Source organism: Mesorhizobium sp. P170090 (genome assembly GCF_057786115.1).
Map to the genome: position 1 here is coordinate 4,557,485 of NZ_JBYNWH010000001.1, position 18,918 is coordinate 4,576,402.

Consider the following 18,918-nt stretch of genomic DNA (forward strand, 5'->3'; position numbering starts at 1 on the left):
GGCGTTCGTTTGGACCAATTCGGTGATCAGTCGTCGCCCATATATTCGCGCAGCGATTGCGGCGAATGGTTCTCTCCGATCGACATCGCCAGAATGCGCGAAATGTGCCGGCGCGGCAGGCCGGTTTCCTGCGCCCATTTGTTGATCTGCGCCTGAATCCTGTCGAGATCCCTCTTCGACGTCGGACTTTCCGCGATGTCGAGGCCGGCGTCACGCAAAGCCGCGACCATATCGGCCGAGATGACGAAGGCGTCCCATTGCAGCCAGCGCAGGAAATACTGGCCGGTGTTGCCGCCAAGCCGGCTGCCATGCTTGCCGAGATACGCCATCAGCCCGACCTGGTCGTCGTCAGGCCACTCCGCGAGGAATTTGCCGAAACCGCCATGTTCCTTCGACACACGCTCAACGAAGGCGGCGTTGTCGCGGACGGATTTGATCTTCTGCGGGTTGCGCACAATGCGTTGATCAGCCGTCAGGTCGTGCCAGAAGTCATCAGGTTGAAACAACAGCCGTTTCGGGTCGAAATGGAGAAAGGCTTCCTCGAAGCCCGGCCATTTCTGTTCGATGACGCGCCAGACGAAGCCGGCGGCAAACACCCGCTCGGCCATCGTCGACAGGATGCGATCGTCCGTAATGTCGGCAACGGCAGCATTGTCAGGCGCCGGCCCGAGCAGCGAGGTCAGCACCGCGTCGCCGCCTTTGCGTTTTGCAGCACGGGCGCGAATCTTCGCGAAATCGGGCATCCTGCATCCTCGCGCCGCGCTTTTGACGAAACGCCATCTTCCTATATGCAAACGAGGCTGCCAAGCCGACGCTTTTCCTATGGAGACATCCATGCACAAAACCGTGCCAGAACTGGCCAACCGCTGGCTGAAGCGAACGCCGGAGGGCCTCAGCGAGCTCGAGCGGCGGGTGTTGCAGAGCACTGTCGACCGCAAGCCCATCTCGCAGGATATCAACGACAGCCTCACCGGCCTTCAGGGCGCCGGCGACCGGATCGCCGATGCCATTGCCCGCATCGGCGGCTCGTGGACGTTCATCCTGTCCTTCATTGCTTTCCTGGTGCTGTGGATCGGCGCCAATTGGTGGCTGCTCGGGCGAGACTCGTTCGACCCCTACCCCTTCATCTTCCTCAACCTGGTGCTGTCGATGATCGCCGCCCTGCAGGCGCCGGTGATCATGATGTCGCAGAACCGACAGGCCGCGCGCGACCGCATCGACGCCGCGCATGACTATGAGGTCAACCTCAAGGCCGAGATCGAGATCATGGCTCTGCATGAAAAGCTGGACGAACTGCGCCACAGCCAGATCATCGGCGTGCGCGAGGACATCGCGCGCCTGGCCGAACAGGTGAACCGCATAGACGAAAAACTGTCGGGCCGGCAAACCTCTCAATGACCGGGATCGTCCATCACCTCATCGAGCAATATGGGTTGATCGCGGTTTTCCTGGGCTGTGTCGCCGAAGGCGAAAGTGCGGCCATCCTCGGCGGCTTCTTCGCCCATCAGCATGTCTTCATCCTCTGGAAGGCTTTCCTCACGGCCGCCATTGGCGCCTTCGTCGGCGACACGTTTTTCTTCATTCTCGGCCGCAGCTTTGCCGACCATCCCAGGGTGCTGAAACTGAAGGCGAGGCCCGGCTTCAACCACGCCTACCGTCTCGTCTCGTCCCATCCCAACATATTCGTCCTGCCCAACCGCTACATCTATGGCCTGCGCCTGGTCGGCGGCATCGCGGCCGGTTTCGCCAGCATTTCGGTAGCGCGCTTCGTTATCCTCAACGCGGTGTCGTCGCTGGTCTGGGCGGCTTTGTTCTGCGGCATCGGCTACGTCTTCGGCCTCGGCGCCGAGCAGATGATAGGCAAGGCACTGCTCCATCACGAACGGCTGCTGATCGCGCTTGCCATAGGTCTGGGTGTCGCCATCCTTGCCTGGCTCATCGCCCGCACCGTCGCCGGCAAGGAGCGCGCCAAGGACGCCCGCGACAGCGAAACCATATCGTAAGGTTCAGTCGTCGTCCTCGACCAGAGCCCGGTCGCCGCGATCGAGGATCAGCGGGATGATGAGATCTTCCTCGTCGGCCAGATGCCGCTTCAGCATGGCGATCAGCCGGCTGTTCTCGTCCGCATAGGCGTCGGCGGCGAAGCGTTGCCTGTCCTCGCTCTCCTCGAGCGTGCGGATGAAGGCGTTCGCCGTCTCGGCGTTGCGCTCCAACCCCTCATGAATGGTGTGATGGTCGGCATCGAGGATTTCGAAGCCGCGCTTCAGGCGCGGCTCCGCCTTGGCGAAAGCCGGGAAATATTGGTAGTCCTCGACATTGTGGTGGCCGTCGAGATTGCCGAGAAAGTGGTTCAGCCGCGGCGCGAACCAGCGCGCGAAATCCGGCGCCGTCAGCCTGCCTTCGCGATAGTCGCCAATGCCGTTGGTGAGCATGCCGCCCAGCTCTCGGAACATGTCGTGCCGCTGCAGCCACATGTTTGCCATGCCGTGGATGTCGGCGTGGCCCTGCCATGTCTCGCGCGGATATTTTTCCGCCAGCCAGCGCAGGTCTTCCGGCAGGCCGGCTCTTTCAAGCAGCAGAAAATTGGCTTCCACGACGTCAGTCTCCTTTGGTGACTAACATATGGGAGCGTTCAGATCAGATCGGTAGTCCCGTGATGCGCTCGATGAGGGCGATTCCCCAGACGCCGGCGACGATAACAACCGAAATCAGCACCGCCAGCGAGCCGCAGTCCTTGGCGAGCTGGATGTCGACGTTGAACTCGCGACTGAAGGCATCGCAGGCTGCCTCGATGCCGGTGTTCAGCACTTCGACCATGATGAGCAGCAGCACCGCGCCGATCAACAGCGCGTAGCCGCGCCACGAGACCGAGACGAACCAGCCGAGCGGCAGCGCCAGCACCAGCAGCATCAGTTCCTGCTGAAATGCCCTTTCGCTGGCGGCGAGCTTGCGAAAGGCTCGCACAGAATTGAAGTAAGCACCGATCAGCCGCTGCATGCCGCATCCCCTTCGAATCACCGGCAGGGGATATCGCAATGGCTGGATCAAGGGAATAAGGCAGCCGCCGCAAAATCACTCCTCCGCAACCTTGATCGTCGGCGTCGACTTCTCGAACTGCGGCAGTCCATCGTCGATCGTATAGTAGTCGCCCTTGTCGCCGACAAAGATGTGGCATTGGCCTTCGAGCCCGGTCGGGTTGTCGAACGATCCGGCCAGAACTGAGACATAGGCATCCTGACCCGGCTTCCAGAACAGCACCGAGCCGCAGATCTTGCAAAAGCCGCGCTTGGCAAAGGAAGACGATTCGTACCAGCTGATGTTGTCGGCGCCGGTTATCGTGATGTCGCCGTCGGCGACGTTGGTCGCGGCGTAAAAATGCCCGCTCTGCTTGCGGCACTGCGAACAGTGGCAATAAATGACGCCGCGCAACGGCCCTCGCGTCTGGAAACGCACGGCTCCACACAGGCAAGATCCGCTGTGGTTGTTGCTCATCCCTACCTCCACCAGCCATCGTCCACGGCTTCGCCGCTGGCCGAGAGGATTTCAGTTTTGCCGCAGCCGGGCACCGGCAAATGCGACATGGGGTGGGCGTGTTCGGACCTGACCTCAGGATCTTTGCAAACCATTTCTGCAGCCTGCGGTAGAACGGACGCGTTACCTGGCGGCACATTAAGGAAACTTTAGCGCCGGCGCATCTATGGTCGTTGCCAAGCGAATGTCGCGATTGGGGACGTGTCTTTCGCAGGATGATCCGAAATACGGCTGGCACTCTCCGGTCGGCGGCATCTCGCACGGTCTGCGATGGTTCCCAGAGGCAGAGTGAACAGAACATGCAGCCGGCAGCCGTCCAGACCGACCGAAACAGCGACATTGCAACAGCCGTTGTGGCGACCATGCGTCAGCTCGGCGTGCTTGGCCTGCCGCGCAATTACGAAATCTTCTACGAAGCACTGAAAGGCACCAATCGCGAACTCGGCCTGGCCGTCGTCGCGCTCGGCAACCAGCCGACGCAGGACGATCTCGACCGCATCGGCCGCGCTTTCTTTGCCCAGCATCACGGTCCCGGCATTGTCGAGCAGGCGCGCGACGTGCTGGCCAGGGAACTCGAGGACATCGCCTTGCTGCTGCGCAGCGAACGTAGCCATATCGAGAAATACGGCAAGATCCTCGATGAGACATCGAGTGGCCTCGCCAACCGCAGCCTGCTTTCGCAGGATCTGCTGCAGAAGGTCGCCAGCGCCATGGCGGCGGCCACCAACTCGACCCTCGACCACGGCAAGCAGGTTGCAACCACGCTGAGCGACAAGACGGCGGAACTGGAGAGCGTCAAGTCGAAGCTTGAGGAGTACAAGCGGCTCGCCGACACCGACCCCTTGACCCATATCTGGAACCGCCGCGCCTTCGACAAGCAAATCACGGCGATTTACACCTCCAACAAGGGGATCCTGTTCAACGCCCTGATCCTTGCCGACATCGACCATTTCAAGGGTGTCAACGATCGCTACGGCCACCCGGTCGGCGACAAGATCATCCAGATCGTCGCTGAAATCTTCCAGACCAGCATCCGTGAAGACATGTTCGTTGCCCGCACCGGCGGGGAGGAATTCGCGCTGATCGTCGAGGGCGCCAGCGAGGATACCACTTACGAGATCGCCGAACGCATCCGCGTGCTGATCGAACAGACGCCGTTCACCAGCAGCCAGACCGGCGCCAATTACGGCACGGTGACCGTTTCCATGGGCATCTGCATGGCTTCCGAAGCGGAAAGCCCGGAGGATCTCTACACCAAGGCGGACCGGGCGCTCTACCGCTCCAAGGTTGGCGGGCGCAACCGCGTCACCCGGCACTCGACAATGGCCGGCCGCACCGGCAAGAACTGGCTGCTATACAAGAAAGACTGACGCTTCGGCGTGCAGCCAATTCCCGGGCACGGGCAAATTTATCGGATCCCGCCTCTTTCCATATGAATTTTCGTGGACTATATTTTCCATGGAAAGAGAGAGGCCATGTCTGTTACACAACCCAATGCTGCCGCCCCTGATCTGACCGCGAAGGCGGCCGAAAACGCGGTTCTGACCAAGGCCACGCTGCGCGCCGCCGAACTCTTGGATATAACCGCCAAGGTGCTTGCGTCGATCATCGGCGTCTCGGAAGCCACGGTTTCACGCATGCGCAGGCAGGAATTCCTGCTGGAGCGCGGCACCAAGCCGTTCGAACTCGCGGTGCTGTTCGTGCGGCTGTTCCGTTCGCTCGACGCCATTGTCGGCGGTGACGAGACGATAGCCCGGGCATGGCTGAAGAACGCCAATACCGCGTTCGATGGCAGCCCGCTTGAAAAGATCCTCACCATTACCGGGCTTGTCGATGTCATTGCCTATCTGGACTCCCGACGCGCTCTCGTCTGAAGCCGTCCGGCTCGACGGCAAATACTGGCGCATGGTCGAGGCGCAGCACCGCGTCTCGACGCTGAAGATCGTCGACACGCTGGACGAACAGGCGCTGCTCGAGGATCTGATCGAGGAGACCAAGCCGGAAATCCCCATGGAATGCCGGCATCTCCACTATCTCCTGGCGACGCCCTTCCGCTACGGCTCGATCTATCCCTACGGCTCGCGCTTCCGCCGCGCTGGCCGCACCCTGGGTGTCTACTATGCCGCGGAGACGATCATGACGGCGGTCGCCGAAATGGCCTTCTACCGCCTGTTGTTCTTCGCCGATTCGCCCGACACGCCATGGCCGCGCGACGCCGCCGAATACACCGCCTTCGCCGCCGCGATCCATACCGACAATGCCATCGACCTGACGCGGCCGCCGCTCGACCGCGATCGGGCCCATTGGACGCATCCGACCGACTATGCCGCCAGCCAGGCGATTGCCGATGTCGCGCGTGAGGCTGGGCTGGAGGCGATCCGTTACCGTTCGGCGCGCGACCCGAAGGGCGTCAATGTGGCGCTGCTGACATGCCGCGGCTTTACCAAGGCCAAGCCGCTGGAGCCGCACACATGGCGCATCCGGCTAGGCTCCCTCGGCGTCCAGGGGATCTGCGAATTTCCGGAAAGGCGCATCGAGTTTTCCAGAACCGCCTTCGCCAATGATCCCCGGCTCAACGGATTGCGCTGGGAACGCGGGCGTTGATCAAACGAAAAAGCGCCGGATTTCTCTGGCGCTTATCATTTCAATTCTGAAAACGGGTTCAGCCGTTAGCCACCTGCTTGTGCTGCACCGGATGGCTCTTCTTCAAGAGATCCGACACCAGGAACGCCAGCTCGATCGCCTGGTCGGCGTTGAGGCGCGGGTCGCAATGGGTGTGATAGCGGTCCTGCAGCTCCTCGGCGGTGATGGCGCGGGCGCCGCCGGTGCATTCGGTGACGTTCTTGCCGGTCATCTCGACATGGATGCCGCCGGGGTGCGTGCCTTCGGCGCGATGCACCTCGAAGAAGGTCTGCACTTCCTTGAGGATGCGGTCGAACGGCCGCGTCTTGTAGCCGGCAGCCTCGATCGTATTGCCGTGCATCGGGTCGGACGACCACACGACGCTGCGACCTTCCTTCTGCACCGCGCGCACCAGCTTCGGCAGATGGTCGGCGACCTTGTCGGAGCCGAAGCGGGCGATCAGCGTCAGCCGGCCCGGCTCGTTCTCCGGATTGAGCAGGTCGATGAGCTCCAGCAGGCCGTCAGTCGTCAGCGACGGGCCGCATTTGAGGCCGAGCGGGTTCTTGATGCCGCGGCAATATTCGACATGCGCATGGTCGGGCTGTCGGGTGCGGTCGCCGATCCAGATCATGTGGCCCGACGTTGCGTACCAGTCGCCGGAGGTCGAATCGACGCGGGTCAGCGCCTCTTCATAGCCGAGCAGCAGCGCCTCGTGACTGGTGTAAAAGTCGGTCTCGCGCAGCGCGTAGTTGGTCTCCGAGGTGATGCCGACGGCCTTCATGAAGTCCATCGTCTCGGTGATGCGGTTGGCGAGCATGCCATACTTCTCGCCTTGCGGGCTGTCGGAGACGAAGCCCAGCATCCAGCGATGCACATTCTCCAGGCTGGCGTAGCCGCCTTGGGCGAAGGCACGCAGCAGGTTAAGCGTCGCCGCCGACTGGCGGTAGGCCATTTCCTGGCGGGCCGGGTCGGGAATACGCGACTTGGGGTCGAACTCGATGCCGTTGATGATGTCGCCACGGTAGCTTGGCAGCGTCACCTCGCCCTTGGTCTCATTGTCGGACGAGCGCGGCTTGGCGAACTGGCCGGCGACACGGCCGACCTTCACCACCGGCTGCGCGCCGGCAAAGGTCAGCACCACCGACATCTGCAGGAAGACGCGGAAGAAGTCGCGGATGTTGTCGGCGCCATGTTCGGCGAAACTCTCGGCGCAATCGCCGCCCTGCAGAAGGAATGCGTCGCCGGCAGCGACAGCCGCAAGCTGCTTCTTCAGCTTGCGCGCCTCACCGGCAAAAACCAGCGGCGGAAAGGTGGCGAGCTGGGCTTCCGTGTTCTTCAGCGCGGCGAGGTCCGGATAGGCAGGAACCTGCTTGATCGGCTTTGCTCTCCAAGAATTCGGCGACCATTTCGTCATCGCTGCACCCAAACGCTCTTTCCAGCAGGCTTTTGCCCGCCATTCCCGCCCCATATGGGGATGGCGGCTCCATACACGAAGCCGATTTTCTATTCTAGACCGGAATTCAAGCGCTGGCGAATGATGGGGAGCTCCATGCCGCGACCCACTTTGGCTTCTTATCTTCGCGACGGCTGTGCAATATCCCTTGGTGCCAGAATCGATCCTCACCGATGTAGTCGCGCCGGTCATCGTCCGCTGCGCAACAATTCTCCATGGAGTCCCTATGTCCGTGTCCGCCTACCTTGACCGCGTGCGCCGCGAGCAAGGCCTGTTTACGATCGAAGAGGTTGTTGGCCTGTCCGAGCGCGGCAACGTGATCTACGACCCCTACTCCACGCTGATTTCCGCAGGCGCCGTCATCGGGCGAGGCAACGTCTTCTTCCCCGGCGTCTACCTGTTCTGCACCGACGGTGGCGCGCTGGAGATCGGCGACGCCAACATTTTCCACGCCAACACACTGTTCGAAGCATCCGCCGGCGCAATCCGCGTCGGCTCACGCAACCAGTTTGGCGAAGGCGGTTTTACTGCAAAGGCCAACAGGCCGGGAGCCTCGATCGTGATCGGCGATCAAGGCCGCTATCTCAACGGCGCGGCGGTGTTCGGTGAGACGGTGCTCGGTTCGGGCAGCCAGCTTCTCGGCGCGATCACCGTCGACAGTTGCCGGCTGGAACCGGGCGGCAGTTTTCGTGAGTCCGACCCCGGACCGCCGGGCCGGATTGCTGAAAGGCGCCGGCGCCGCGCGCGGCTTCACCGTGCCTGCCGGGCACGTCATCGTCGGCGCCGGCACGTTCTCGGCATCCGACCTGCAGTTGCAGTCGAATTTCCATCCGAAAGTCTAGGTGGCCACCAGCCGCGCCAACTGCGTCATGACGACAGCCGAGCCCGCCAGACGCTTCTCGGCTGTCGGCCAGTCGCGGATGAAGACCACGCTGTGGTCGGCCCTGATCTTGGCCAGCGAGCCCTGTTCGCCGATGTACTTGACCAGCCCGACCGGGTTGGAAAACTCGCGCTTGCGGAAATGGATGACGACGCCCTTGGGGCCGGCATCGAGTTTTTCGACATTGGCCCTGCGGCAGAGTGCCTTGATGAAGACGATCTTGAGCAGATGCTTCACTTCCTCCGGCAGCGGGCCGAAGCGGTCGATCAGCTCGGCGCCGAAAGCATCGATCTCCTCGGTGTTTTCGAGATCGCCAAGGCGGCGGTAGAGCGCCAGCCTGAGCTGAAGGTCCGGCACGTAGCTTTCCGGGATCATGACAGCCGTGCCGACAGCGATCTGCGGCGACCAGCCGCCGTCCTGGACCTCGCCGGAGTCCTTCACCTCGGCCACCGCCTCTTCCAGCATCTGCTGGTAGAGCTCGAAGCCGACCTCCTTGATGTGTCCGGATTGTTCTTCGCCGAGTAGATTGCCGGCGCCCCTGATGTCGAGGTCGTGGCTGGCGAGCTGGAACCCGGCGCCAAGCGTGTCCAGCGACTGCAGCACCTTCAGCCGGCGCTCGGCCGTGTCGGTGAGCTTGCGGTTGGCCGGCAGCGTGAACAACGCATATGCCCGCACCTTGGAACGGCCGACGCGGCCGCGCAGCTGGTAGAGCTGCGACAGGCCGAACATATCGGCGCGATGGATGATCAGCGTGTTGGCGGTCGGAATGTCGAGCCCGGATTCGACGATGGTGGTCGACAACAGCACGTCGTACTGGCCGTCATAGAAGGCGTTCATGATGTCGTCGAGTTCGCCCGGCGGCATCTGGCCATGGGCCACCGCCACCTTCAGCTCGGGGACGGATTCGCGCAGGAAATCATGGATTTCGGCGAGATCGCTGATGCGCGGAACGACATAGAAGGAATGGCCGCCGCGATAGCGTTCGCGCAGCAGCGTCTCGCGTATGACCAGCGGGTCGAAAGGCGAGATGAAGGTGCGCACCGCCATGCGGTCGATCGGCGGCGTGGCGATCAGCGACAGTTCGCGCACGCCGGTCAAGGCAAGCTGCAGCGTGCGCGGGATCGGCGTCGCCGACAGCGTCAGCACGTGGACGTCGGTCTTGAGGTCCTTCAGCCGTTCCTTGTGCTTGACGCCAAAATGCTGCTCCTCGTCGATGATCAGCAGGCCGAGATTCTTGAACGAGATCGCCGACCCGAGCAGTGCATGGGTGCCGATGACGATGTCGACCTGCCCCTCGGCGATGCCTTTCTTGGTTTCCGCCAGTTCCTTGGCGCCGACCAGCCGCGAGGCCTGGCTGACGCGGATCGGCAGGCCGGAGAAGCGCTGCGAAAAGGTCTTGAAATGCTGGCGCGACAACAGCGTCGTCGGCACCACGACCGCGACCTGGAACCCTTCCATCGCCGCGATGAAGGCGGCGCGCAACGCCACTTCGGTCTTGCCGAAGCCGACATCGCCGCAGATCAGCCGGTCCATCGGCTTGCCGGCGCCGAGATCGTCCACGACGGCATCGATCGCGCCCTGCTGGTCGTCGGTCTCCTCATAGGGAAAGCGCGCCGAGAATTCGCCGTAAAGCCCTTCCGCCGGCACCATGGGCGGCGCGGTACGCATCTGGCGCTCGGCGGCAATGCGGATCAGCTGTCCGGCCATGTCGAGCAGGCGCTTCTTCAGCCGCGCCTTGCGCGACTGCCAGGCGCCGCCGCCGAGCTTGTCCAGCGTCGCCTCGGCTGTGTCAGAGCCGTAGCGCGACAGAAGCTCGATGTTTTCCACCGGCAGGAACAGCCGGTCGTCGCCGGCATAGTGGATTTCCAGGCAGTCATGCGGCGCGCCGACCGCCTCGATGGTGCGCAGGCCGATGAAGCGGCCAATGCCGTGATCGGCGTGGACGACGATGTCGCCGGCCGACAGAGACGAGGCCTCGGCAATGAAATCCGAAGCGCGCTTCTTGCGCTTCGAGCGGCGGATCAGCCGGTCGCCCAGAATGTCCTGCTCGGCGACGACAACCAGTTGTTCGGTCTCGAAGCCGGATTCCAGCGGCAGCACGGCGAGTGCCGCCTGCCCCGGCTCGAGCTTTTCCGCCTCGGCCAGCGTCGCCACCGGCACGAGATTGCCGAGATGGTGCTCGGCCAGGATCTGGCCAAGCCGGTCGAGCGAGCCTTCGGTCCAGCCGGCGACGATGACCCGGCGGCGCGCCGCGCGCTCGTCGGCGATGTGTTTTACGACGACATCGAAGACGTTGATGTTTGGGTCAGCCCGTTCCTCGGCAAAGCTGCGGCCATGGCGCGAACCGCCATGGAAGACCTTCCTGGTCCCGACATCGGGCGCATCGAAAGCAGTGAAGTCGATGGCTTCGCGCGGTCCGAGCGACGCCACGAGATTTTCCGGCGAGAGATAGAGCAGGTCCGGCGCCACCGGCTTGTACGGCACGGCGTCCTTCAAGGCGGCGTCGGCCTGTTTGCGGCGCGCTTCGTAATGGTCGAGGATCAGCGTGTGACGCTCAGCCAGCGCTTCGTGCGCCAGATGGTCGAAGATGACAGGCGCATCAGGCAGATAATCGAATACCGTCTCCAGCCGCTCGTAGAACAACGGCAACCAATGCTCCATGCCGGCGAAGCGCCGGCCCTCGCTCACCGCCGCATAAAGCCCGTCGTCACGCTGCGGTGCGCCAAAGGCTTCGATATAGGACCGGCGGAAGCGGCTGATGGTTTCGGGGGTCAGCGCCACTTCACTCATCGCCTGCAGCGCCATCGACTTGCGCTGGCCGGTGGTGCGCTGCGTGGCGGCGTCGAAGACGCGGATCGATTCCAGCGTGTCGCCGAAGAAATCGAGCCGCAGTGCTTCCGTCCAGCCGGGTGCGTAGAGGTCGAGGATGCCGCCGCGCACGGCGAATTCGCCGATACCGCGCACCGTCGGCACCCGCTCGAAGCCGGAAATCTCCAGCCGGGACACCAGCGCGTTCATGTCGATCTGGTTGCCGGGCTTTGCGTGGAAAGTCTGCGCTTCGACCAGATCGGCCGGCGGAATGCGCTGCAGCAGCGCATTGGCAGTGGTCAGGATGACCGCGCGATGCGGCTTTTTTGCCAGCGCGATCATCGCCGTCAGGGCGTCGAGCCGCTTGGCAGCGGCATCGGAGCCTGGCGAAACGCGGTCATAGGGCAGGCAATCCCAGGCCGGCAACTCCAGCACCGGCAGGCCGGGGGCGGCAAAGGTCAGCGCCTCGATGATCGACGGCAGGCGCTGGCCGTCGCGCGCCACGAACAGCACCGGTTTGTCAGGCGCAATCTCATGGATCGCCTGCACCAGCGCAAAGGCTTCGTAGCCATCGGCAACGCCGTCGACGATGAACTGGCCGGCATGGCCTTTCGGCAGACCGATTTTGGGAATGAGGCTCATGGTTGCACGTTTAAAATGTCATGGTCCGGCGCGATGCCAGGATCTTTTGCAGGACGGCACAGTCGATATTCCTGGGAACCGGGCGTTCGCCGGTGACCATGGGCAGGAATTCGGTGTCGGGAATGTCGAGCAGCCTTTCATATTGGTCGATTTCATCGCCGGTCAAGGCGCCGATCTCGTTGTCGGCAAACGTACCGAGGATAAGGTCCATCTCGCGCATCCCGCGATGCCAAGAGCGGAACAACAGCTTGCGGCGCCTGATATCCAGCCCCTCGCTTGATCGTTTCGTCCCGGTCATCGTGCCGCATCCTTGCTTGGTGCGGCGCATATAGCGTGGATAGAGGGCGGTGTCAGCCTTGCAACGCACGGGTGGGCGGCTAAACATCCCGGGTGTGAAGAACACTCCTGACAACGCTGGTGCCGGACACCACCCGCACTTCACCCTCCCCCTTGTGGGGAGGGTCGGCGAGCACGCTTCGCAAAGCGAAGCGAGTGAGACGGGGTGGGGGTGCGGCGCTGACCTACCGACTTCCTCGAAAGTTAGACGCGCACCTACCCCCACCCCGCTCCGCTTCGCGGATCGACCCTCCCCACAGGGGGGAGGGTAAAGGCATGCGCCCCTCCCTCCTCGACCCTCTCTTCGTCCCCATCACTTCGCTTGCCGGCGTCGGCCCCAAGGTTGGCGCTCTGATCGAGAAGGTGGTGGCGGCCGATCTCGGCGAACGGCCGGCGCGCGCGGGCGACCTGTTGTTCGTGCTGCCGCACACCGTCATCGACCGTCGCAATCGTCCCGGCATCGCGCTTGCGCCGGCCGGCGCCATCGTCACGCTCGACGTGCGCATCGACCGCCACCAGCCGCCGCCGCGCGGCAACCGGTCGGTGCCTTACCGCGTCTATGCCCATGACGACACCGGCGAGATCGGCCTGATCTTCTTCCACGCCCATGCCGCCTATCTCGAAAAGGCGATGCCGGTGGGCGAGCATGTCGTCGTCTCCGGCCGCATGGAGTGGTTCAACGGCCGCCCGACCATGGTCCATCCCGACCATATCGCCCTGGTGAGCGAGGCGGAAACACTGCCGCTGGTCGAACCGGTCTATCCGCTGACCGCCGGCCTGTCGGGCAAGGTGCTGCGCCGCGCCATCGGCCAGGCGCTCGGCCGGCTGCCGGAATTGCCGGAATGGCAGGACGGCGCCTTCATGCGCAAGCAGACTTTCCCCGCCTTCGCCGACGCGCTCGCCCGCATCCACTATCCCGCGGACCCGATCGATGTCGCCATCGAGGGGGTGGCATGGCGCCGCCTTGCCTATGACGAGCTTCTCGCCGGCCAGGTCTCGCTGGCATTGGTGCGGGCAAAAGTGCGCCGGCTGTCGGGCCGGCCGCTCATCGGCGACGGTCGCATCGTCGAGAAACTGCGCGCAGCCCTGCCGTATTCATTGACCGGCAGCCAGGAATTCGCGCTTGCCGAAATCAATGCCGATCTGGCCGACCCCGATCGCATGCTGCGCCTGCTGCAAGGCGATGTCGGCTCCGGCAAGACGGTAGTGGCGCTGCTGGCCATGGGGCGCGCAGTCGAGGCCGGCGGCCAGGCGGCATTGATGGCGCCGACCGAGATCCTGGCGCGCCAGCATCTGGCGACAATCACGCCGCTGGCCGAACAGGCCGGCCTGCGCGTCGCTATCCTGACCGGCCGCGAAAAGGGCCGCGAACGCACTGAAACGCTATCAGGTCTCGCCAGCGGCGAGATCGACATCGTCGTCGGCACCCATGCGCTGTTCCAGGAAACGGTGACCTATCACGACCTCGTCTTTGCCGTGGTCGACGAGCAACACCGCTTCGGCGTCCACCAGCGGCTTGCCATCACCGCCAAGGGCGACGCCCCCGACATGCTGGTGATGACGGCGACGCCGATCCCGCGCACTCTGGTGCTGACCGCCTTCGGCGACATGGACGTCTCCAAGCTGACGGAAAAGCCGGTTGGCCGCCAGCCGATCCGCACCGTCACGCTGCCGCTGGAACGGCTGGACGAGCTGGTCGGGCGCATGCTTGATGCCGTTGCCGACGGCCAGAAGATCTACTGGATCTGCCCGCTGGTCGAGGAATCCGAAGAGATCAAGCTGATGTCGGCCGAGGACCGTTTTGCCTCGCTGCAGCCCTTGTTCGGCGATCGCATCGGCCTCGTCCATGGCCGCATGAGGGGCGCCGAAAAGGACGAGGCGATGCGCGCCTTCAAGGCCGGCGAAACCCGCATCCTGATCGCCACCACCGTTATCGAGGTCGGCGTCGACGTGCCGGACGCCACGATCATGGTCATCGAGCATGCCGAGCGTTTTGGCCTGGCGCAACTGCACCAGCTGCGCGGCCGCGTCGGGCGCGGCGACAAGCCTTCTTCCTGCGTGCTGCTTTACAAGGACCCGCTCGGCGAGACGGCAAAGCGCCGGCTGTCGGTGATGCGCGAGACCGAGGACGGTTTCCTGATCGCCGAAGAGGATCTGAAGCTGCGCGGCGAAGGCGAATTGCTCGGCACCCGCCAGTCCGGCACGCCGGGCTTCCAGGTGGCGCGCATCGAGGTGCACGCCGACTTGCTCGAAGCAGCCCGCGACGATGCAAGGCTGATCCTGTCGCGCGACCCGGAACTACAGTCTGAGCGCGGCGAGGCGCTGCGCCTGCTGCTCTATTTGTTCGGCCGCGACGAGGCCGTACGGCTCTTGCGCGCCGGCTGAGCGCCCTCGGCGATCATCCCGCCAAGCGGCGGGTTGGCGAGATCTCCGTCGATCGGCTGGCCGTTCATAGTCACCATTTTCGGCTTGACTTCGGGCGCCACCAGCCCGGCCGAGACGATCAGCCTGGCGCCGTCCTCAATCGTCATGTCGAGCAGCACGATGTCGGATTTCGGCACGTACATCAGGAAACCGGTGGTAGGGTTCGGCGTGCACGGCATGAACACGGCGATCATCGGGTCGCCTGCATGGTCGAGCTTCTGGTTGATCTCGGTTTCCTTCTCGCTGGCGACGAACACCAGCGACCAGACGCCTTTTCGCGGATATTCGACCAGCCCGACCTGGCGGAACATATCACCCTTGTTCGAAAGCACCGTCTGGAATATCTGCTTCAGCGAACCGTAGATGCCGCGCACCAGCGGCATACGGCCAAGCAGCCGTTCGCCGAAATTGACGATCGCGCGGCCGACGATGTTGGCGGTCATGAAGCCGATCAGCGTGATCAGCACGAGCGCCACGATCAGGCCGAAGCCGGGCACCGGAAACGGCAAATAGGTGTCGGGGCTGTAGCGCGCCGGAATGTACGGCTTCACCCAGGAATCGACCCAGCCGACGAACGACCAGGCGATATAGGCGGTGATCGCCAGCGGCGCGCAGACGATAAAGCCTGTGAGGAAATAGTTCCTCAGCCGGGTCATGCCGGAAGTTCTGGGAGCATCGGACATGGTTCACCGGGGGCGCGGGTTGCAGCGCCACACTAGTGAAGCGGACGGCGCTTTGGAACTGCGAAGTTTTTAAGACCCCCGATGAGCGCCGACTACTCCACCGTCACCGATTTCGCTAGATTGCGCGGCTGGTCGACGTCGGTGCCCATGAACACGGCGGCGTAGTAGGCCAGCATCTGGATCGGCAGCGCGTAGATGATCGGCGAGATGATTTCCGGCACGTCGGGCAGGATGATCGTCTCCATCGTCTTGACGCTGACCTGCGCCGCGCCCTTGGCGTCGGTGATCAGGATGATCTTGCCGCCGCGCGCCGCCACTTCCTGCATGTTCGACACGGTCTTTTCGAAGATACGGTCATGCGGCGCGATGACGATGACCGGCATGTTCTCGTCGATCAGCGCGATAGGCCCATGCTTCAGCTCGCCCGCGGCGTAGCCCTCGGCGTGGATGTAGGAGATTTCCTTGAGTTTCAGTGCGCCTTCCATGGCCAGCGGGAAATTGGTGTCGCGGCCGAGATAGAGCACGTCCTTGTAGCGCGAGATTTCGCGCGCAATGCGCTCGATCTGCTCCTCGAGCTTGAGCACATGGTTGGCGTAGCGCGGCGCCTCCGAAAGAGCGCGCACCAGCGTCTTTTCCTCATCCTTCGAGATCGTGCCGCGGGCCACGCCGGCGCGCACCGCCAGCGAGGCCAGCACCGAGAGCTGGCAGGTGAAAGCCTTGGTCGAGGCGACGCCGATCTCTGGCCCGGCCAGCGTCGGCAGCACGACGTCGGATTCGCGCGCCATGGTCAATTCGCGCACATTGACGATGGCGCCGATCTTCATGCCCGCCTTGCGGCAATAGCGCAGCGAGGCCAGCGTGTCGGCGGTTTCGCCGGACTGCGAGATGAAGAAGGCGGCATCATCAGCGGATAATGGCATTTCGCGGTAGCGGAATTCCGAGGCGACATCGATGTCGACCGGCAGCCGCGCATAGCGCTCGAACCAGTATTTGCTGATCAGGCCGGCTAGATAGGCGGTGCCGCAGGCCGAGATCGCCAGCCGGCCGATCTTGGCGAAGTCGAACGGCAGTTCCAGCGGCTTCGACACGCCGGAGACGAAATCGACATAGTGCGCCAGCGTATGCGAAATCACTTCGGGCTGTTCATGGATTTCCTTTTCCATGAAATGGCGGCGGTTGCCCTTGTCGACCATGAAGCTGGTCGACAGTGATTGCTGGCGCTTGCGGGCAACCTCTTTGCCGTCGATGTCGAAGATGGTGACGCCATCGCGGCGCACCACCGCCCAGTCGCCGTCTTCAAGGTAGGTGATGGAATTGGTGAAGGGCGCCAGCGCGATGGCGTCGGAGCCCAGAAACATCTCGCCATCGCCATGGCCGACGGCCAGCGGCGGGCCATTGCGGGCGCCGACGATGAGGTCCTCGTCGCCGGTGAACATGATGGCCAGAGCAAAGGCGCCTTCCAGCCGCTTCAGCGCCTGATGCGCCGCCTCGATCGGCTTCAACCCCTTGGCGAGTTCGCGCGCCACCAGATGTGCTACGACCTCGGTGTCGGTCTGCGACGAGAAGGAATAGCCGTCGCGGATCAGCTCATCGCGCAACTCGGCGAAATTCTCGATGATGCCGTTGTGAACGATGGCGACGCCGTTGGAAAAATGCGGATGGGCGTTGGTCTCGTTGGGCACGCCATGGGTCGCCCATCGCGTGTGGCCGATGCCGATGGTGCCGTCGAGCGGTTCTTCCTTCAGCCGGCGTTCGAGGTTGATGAGCTTGCCTTCGGCGCGGCGGCGGCCGAGCGCACCTTTCTCGACGGTGGCGACTCCGGCGGAGTCATAGCCACGATATTCAAGCCGCTTCAAAGCATCGACAATGAGCGGCGCGACTTGGCTCTGGCCGACAATTCCGACGATACCGCACATGCGCCTGCCCCCGATTCACCTGGAAAACCAGTCCCGATGGAAAACCAGCGCTATCTAGGGATTGCCGGCCCGCCGCGAAAGTCACTTTGCGTTTCGTCTGCTGTAACGGAACGCTTCTCAACCCGATGCACCATGACACACCGCTCTTGCAATCCGGTTACCGCAATTCCTCGGTTGTTCAATTGCTTCGGCGGTTAATGGCCGGTGCCGGCCTTTTTCTTCGCCCCTGCGGCAGACGCGAAGCGCTCGCGCAATTCCTTGCCCTTGCCGGGAATGGTCTTCTGGCGGGCGCGGCCGAAGGCCAGCGCATCGTCCGGCACGCTTTCGGTTATGACGCTACCCGAGGCGATGTAGCCGCCCTTGCCGATCGTAACCGGCGCCACCAGCGACGAGTTCGAACCGATGAAGGCGCCCTCGCCGATGTCGGTGAAAAACTTCGAGTAGCCGTCATAGTTGCAGGTAATGGTGCCGGCGCCGATATTGGCCCCCGCGCCCACACGGGCATCGCCGATATAAGTCAGATGATTGACCTTGGCGCCCTCCTCGATGACCGCCTGCTTGACCTCGCAGAAATTGCCGACCTTGGCCTTGTTGCGAAGATCGGCACCCGGCCGCAGCCGCGCGAACGGCCCGACATCGCAGTTGGAGGCAATGGTTGCGCCTTCGATGTGGCTGAAAGCGTGGATCTTGGCGCCGGTTGCAATTTTCACGCCCGGTCCGAACCAGACATTGGGCTCGACGATCGTATCGGCGCCGATTTCGGTGTCGTGCGAGAAATACACGGTCTCCGGCGCGATCAGCGTTACGCCCGACAGCATCGCCTCGTGCCGGCGACGCGTCTGCCAGATGTTTTCCGCCTGCGCCAGTTCGGCTCGGTTGTTGATGCCGAGCGCACTCTCGAAGCTGGTTTCGGTGGCAACGACATCGAGCCCTTTCGCACTGGCGATCTCGACGATGTCGGTGAGATAGAACTCGCCCTTGGCGTTCTTGTTGCCAACCTGGTCGAGCAGGTCGAGCGCATGCTTGCCCGCCACCGCCATCATGCCGGCATTACAGAAGCCGATCTTCTTTTCCTCGGCGGAGCAGTCCTTCTCCTCACGGATGGCGGTGAGCTTGCCGCCCTTTTCGATCAGCCGGCCATAGCCGGTCGGGCAGGGCGGGCGGAAGCCGATCACCACAACAGCCGCGCCATCGGCAAGCTTTTGCCGCGCGGTCACCAGGGCTTCAGCGTCGATCAGCGGCGTGTCGCCGAACATCACGAGAATATCGTCATAACCCTTTGATATCGCATCGCGCGCAGCCCGCACGGCATGCGCAGTGCCGAGCCGCTTCTCCTGCACGAAGGTCTCGGCCTTGGGCGCGAATTTCGCCGCCGCCTTGCGCATATCATCGGCGCCATGGCCGATCACCAGCGCCTGGCTGCGGGCGCCGGCGGCCTCGGCCGCTTTCACCACATGGGCGACCATCGGCAGTCCGGCGATCTGGTGCAGCACCTTCGGCATCGCGCTCTTCATGCGCGTGCCTTCACCGGCGGCGAGAATGACGGACAGGCAGGATCTCTGGCTCATGGATGGCAACCGTATGAAAGGGATCAGGAATCGCAGAGTGGTAGCATCTGGCGTC

17 protein-coding genes are annotated in these 18,918 nt (G+C 63.3%); 7 read left to right on the plus strand and 10 right to left on the minus strand.

The genetic code is table 11. The features are described from left to right. Positions 1-26 precede the first annotated feature (26 nt). On the minus strand, positions 27-743 hold the full coding sequence (locus tag AC3EML_RS22200) for a DNA-3-methyladenine glycosylase I (protein ID WP_352520444.1): 717 nt from the start codon (positions 741-743) through the stop codon (positions 27-29). A 91-nt stretch (positions 744-834) separates the two neighbouring features. Here AC3EML_RS22200 and AC3EML_RS22205 point away from each other — a divergent pair, with 91 nt between their 5' ends. After that, complete coding sequence (locus tag AC3EML_RS22205; protein WP_023691179.1) at positions 835-1,398, plus strand: DUF1003 domain-containing protein; 564 nt, start codon at positions 835-837, stop codon at positions 1,396-1,398. Next, positions 1,395-2,003, plus strand: coding sequence for a DedA family protein (locus tag AC3EML_RS22210; protein ID WP_352520445.1), 609 nt, complete (start codon positions 1,395-1,397; stop codon positions 2,001-2,003). The genes AC3EML_RS22205 and AC3EML_RS22210 overlap by 4 nt, the downstream gene beginning before the upstream one ends. Positions 2,004-2,006: 3 nt before the next feature. Here the strand turns inward: AC3EML_RS22210 and AC3EML_RS22215 are convergent, their stop codons facing one another. The 3 genes from AC3EML_RS22215 to AC3EML_RS22225 all read right to left on the minus strand — a co-directional run bounded on the left by AC3EML_RS22215 (position 2,007) and on the right by AC3EML_RS22225 (position 3,492). After that, a complete protein-coding gene (locus AC3EML_RS22215; protein WP_352520446.1) occupies positions 2,007-2,594 on the minus strand; it encodes a hemerythrin domain-containing protein in 588 nt (195 codons plus the stop codon). A 43-nt stretch (positions 2,595-2,637) separates the two neighbouring features. Next, positions 2,638-2,997: a diacylglycerol kinase gene (locus tag AC3EML_RS22220; protein WP_023667554.1), complete on the minus strand. Its 360-nt coding sequence runs from the start codon at positions 2,995-2,997 to the stop codon at positions 2,638-2,640. Between the two features lie 75 nt (positions 2,998-3,072). Continuing rightward, positions 3,073-3,492 carry a GFA family protein gene (locus tag AC3EML_RS22225; protein WP_023667555.1) on the minus strand — a complete coding sequence of 140 codons (420 nt, stop codon included), beginning with the start codon at positions 3,490-3,492 and terminating at the stop codon, positions 3,073-3,075. Between the two features lie 338 nt (positions 3,493-3,830). Between AC3EML_RS22225 and AC3EML_RS22230 the strand changes: the two genes are divergently transcribed. From AC3EML_RS22230 to AC3EML_RS22240, 3 genes are all read left to right on the plus strand, one after another. Further along, on the plus strand, positions 3,831-4,901 hold the full coding sequence (locus AC3EML_RS22230) for a GGDEF domain-containing protein (RefSeq protein ID WP_023681555.1): 1,071 nt from the start codon (positions 3,831-3,833) through the stop codon (positions 4,899-4,901). Positions 4,902-5,006: 105 nt separating this feature from the next. Further along, positions 5,007-5,405: an MbcA/ParS/Xre antitoxin family protein gene (locus tag AC3EML_RS22235; protein ID WP_023818162.1), complete on the plus strand. Its 399-nt coding sequence runs from the start codon at positions 5,007-5,009 to the stop codon at positions 5,403-5,405. Then, positions 5,365-6,135 carry an RES family NAD+ phosphorylase gene (locus AC3EML_RS22240; protein WP_352520447.1) on the plus strand — a complete coding sequence of 257 codons (771 nt, stop codon included), beginning with the start codon at positions 5,365-5,367 and terminating at the stop codon, positions 6,133-6,135. Before AC3EML_RS22235 ends, AC3EML_RS22240 begins: the two co-directional genes overlap by 41 nt. A 58-nt stretch (positions 6,136-6,193) precedes the next feature. On the opposite strand, the gene AC3EML_RS22245 is transcribed toward AC3EML_RS22240, so the two are convergent. After that, a complete protein-coding gene (locus tag AC3EML_RS22245) occupies positions 6,194-7,567 on the minus strand; it encodes a class II 3-deoxy-7-phosphoheptulonate synthase (protein ID WP_023688326.1) in 1,374 nt (457 codons plus the stop codon). Positions 7,568-8,295: 728 nt separating this feature from the next. On the opposite strand from AC3EML_RS22245, the gene AC3EML_RS22250 reads away from it, so the two are divergent. Beyond that, a complete protein-coding gene (locus tag AC3EML_RS22250) occupies positions 8,296-8,448 on the plus strand; it encodes a hypothetical protein (protein ID WP_352520448.1) in 153 nt (50 codons plus the stop codon). On the opposite strand, the gene mfd is transcribed toward AC3EML_RS22250, so the two are convergent. Together mfd and AC3EML_RS22260 are read right to left on the minus strand one after the other, a co-directional pair. Then, entirely contained in the window at positions 8,445-11,936 is a 3,492-nt protein-coding gene (gene mfd / locus AC3EML_RS22255) for a transcription-repair coupling factor (RefSeq protein WP_352520449.1), read from the minus strand. The two genes, AC3EML_RS22250 and mfd, sit on opposite strands and share 4 nt — an antisense overlap. Before the next feature lie 10 nt (positions 11,937-11,946). Next, on the minus strand, positions 11,947-12,234 hold the full coding sequence (locus AC3EML_RS22260; protein ID WP_023681561.1) for an FAD assembly factor SdhE: 288 nt from the start codon (positions 12,232-12,234) through the stop codon (positions 11,947-11,949). Positions 12,235-12,548: 314 nt separating this feature from the next. On the opposite strand from AC3EML_RS22260, the gene recG reads away from it, so the two are divergent. Beyond that, a complete protein-coding gene (gene recG / locus AC3EML_RS22265) occupies positions 12,549-14,657 on the plus strand; it encodes an ATP-dependent DNA helicase RecG (RefSeq protein WP_352514847.1) in 2,109 nt (702 codons plus the stop codon). Here the strand turns inward: recG and AC3EML_RS22270 are convergent. The 3 genes from AC3EML_RS22270 to glmU all read right to left on the minus strand — a co-directional run bounded on the left by AC3EML_RS22270 (position 14,609) and on the right by glmU (position 18,863). Continuing rightward, positions 14,609-15,379, minus strand: coding sequence for a DUF502 domain-containing protein (locus AC3EML_RS22270; RefSeq protein WP_031199028.1), 771 nt, complete (start codon positions 15,377-15,379; stop codon positions 14,609-14,611). The genes recG and AC3EML_RS22270 overlap by 49 nt on opposite strands. Before the next feature lie 92 nt (positions 15,380-15,471). After that, the gene (glmS, locus tag AC3EML_RS22275; protein WP_488505315.1) at positions 15,472-17,295 is read right to left on the minus strand and encodes a glutamine--fructose-6-phosphate transaminase (isomerizing); all 1,824 of its coding nucleotides are present in this window, start codon (positions 17,293-17,295) and stop codon (positions 15,472-15,474) included. 194 nt (positions 17,296-17,489) lie between these two features. Then, the gene (gene glmU / locus AC3EML_RS22280) at positions 17,490-18,863 is read right to left on the minus strand and encodes a bifunctional UDP-N-acetylglucosamine diphosphorylase/glucosamine-1-phosphate N-acetyltransferase GlmU (protein WP_352520450.1); all 1,374 of its coding nucleotides are present in this window, start codon (positions 18,861-18,863) and stop codon (positions 17,490-17,492) included. Between the last annotated feature and the right edge of the window lie 55 nt (positions 18,864-18,918).

What these genes read in the sequence shown, in the direction of transcription:
- AC3EML_RS22230 (WP_023681555.1), top strand. Translation starts at nt 3,831, where the DNA reads ATGCAGCCGGCAGCCGTCCAGACCGACCGAAACAGCGACATTGCAACA.
- mfd (WP_352520449.1), bottom strand. Translation starts at nt 11,936, where the DNA reads ATGAGCCTCATTCCCAAAATCGGTCTGCCGAAAGGCCATGCCGGCCAG.
- AC3EML_RS22205 (WP_023691179.1), top strand. Translation starts at nt 835, where the DNA reads ATGCACAAAACCGTGCCAGAACTGGCCAACCGCTGGCTGAAGCGAACG.
- recG (WP_352514847.1), top strand. Translation starts at nt 12,549, where the DNA reads ATGCGCCCCTCCCTCCTCGACCCTCTCTTCGTCCCCATCACTTCGCTT.
- glmU (WP_352520450.1), bottom strand. Translation starts at nt 18,863, where the DNA reads ATGAGCCAGAGATCCTGCCTGTCCGTCATTCTCGCCGCCGGTGAAGGC.
- glmS (WP_488505315.1), bottom strand. Translation starts at nt 17,295, where the DNA reads ATGTGCGGTATCGTCGGAATTGTCGGCCAGAGCCAAGTCGCGCCGCTC.
- AC3EML_RS22225 (WP_023667555.1), bottom strand. Translation starts at nt 3,492, where the DNA reads ATGAGCAACAACCACAGCGGATCTTGCCTGTGTGGAGCCGTGCGTTTC.
- AC3EML_RS22270 (WP_031199028.1), bottom strand. Translation starts at nt 15,379, where the DNA reads ATGTCCGATGCTCCCAGAACTTCCGGCATGACCCGGCTGAGGAACTAT.
- AC3EML_RS22240 (WP_352520447.1), top strand. Translation starts at nt 5,365, where the DNA reads ATGTCATTGCCTATCTGGACTCCCGACGCGCTCTCGTCTGAAGCCGTC.
- AC3EML_RS22245 (WP_023688326.1), bottom strand. Translation starts at nt 7,567, where the DNA reads ATGACGAAATGGTCGCCGAATTCTTGGAGAGCAAAGCCGATCAAGCAG.
- AC3EML_RS22260 (WP_023681561.1), bottom strand. Translation starts at nt 12,234, where the DNA reads ATGACCGGGACGAAACGATCAAGCGAGGGGCTGGATATCAGGCGCCGC.
- AC3EML_RS22220 (WP_023667554.1), bottom strand. Translation starts at nt 2,997, where the DNA reads ATGCAGCGGCTGATCGGTGCTTACTTCAATTCTGTGCGAGCCTTTCGC.
- AC3EML_RS22235 (WP_023818162.1), top strand. Translation starts at nt 5,007, where the DNA reads ATGTCTGTTACACAACCCAATGCTGCCGCCCCTGATCTGACCGCGAAG.
- AC3EML_RS22200 (WP_352520444.1), bottom strand. Translation starts at nt 743, where the DNA reads ATGCCCGATTTCGCGAAGATTCGCGCCCGTGCTGCAAAACGCAAAGGC.
- AC3EML_RS22210 (WP_352520445.1), top strand. Translation starts at nt 1,395, where the DNA reads ATGACCGGGATCGTCCATCACCTCATCGAGCAATATGGGTTGATCGCG.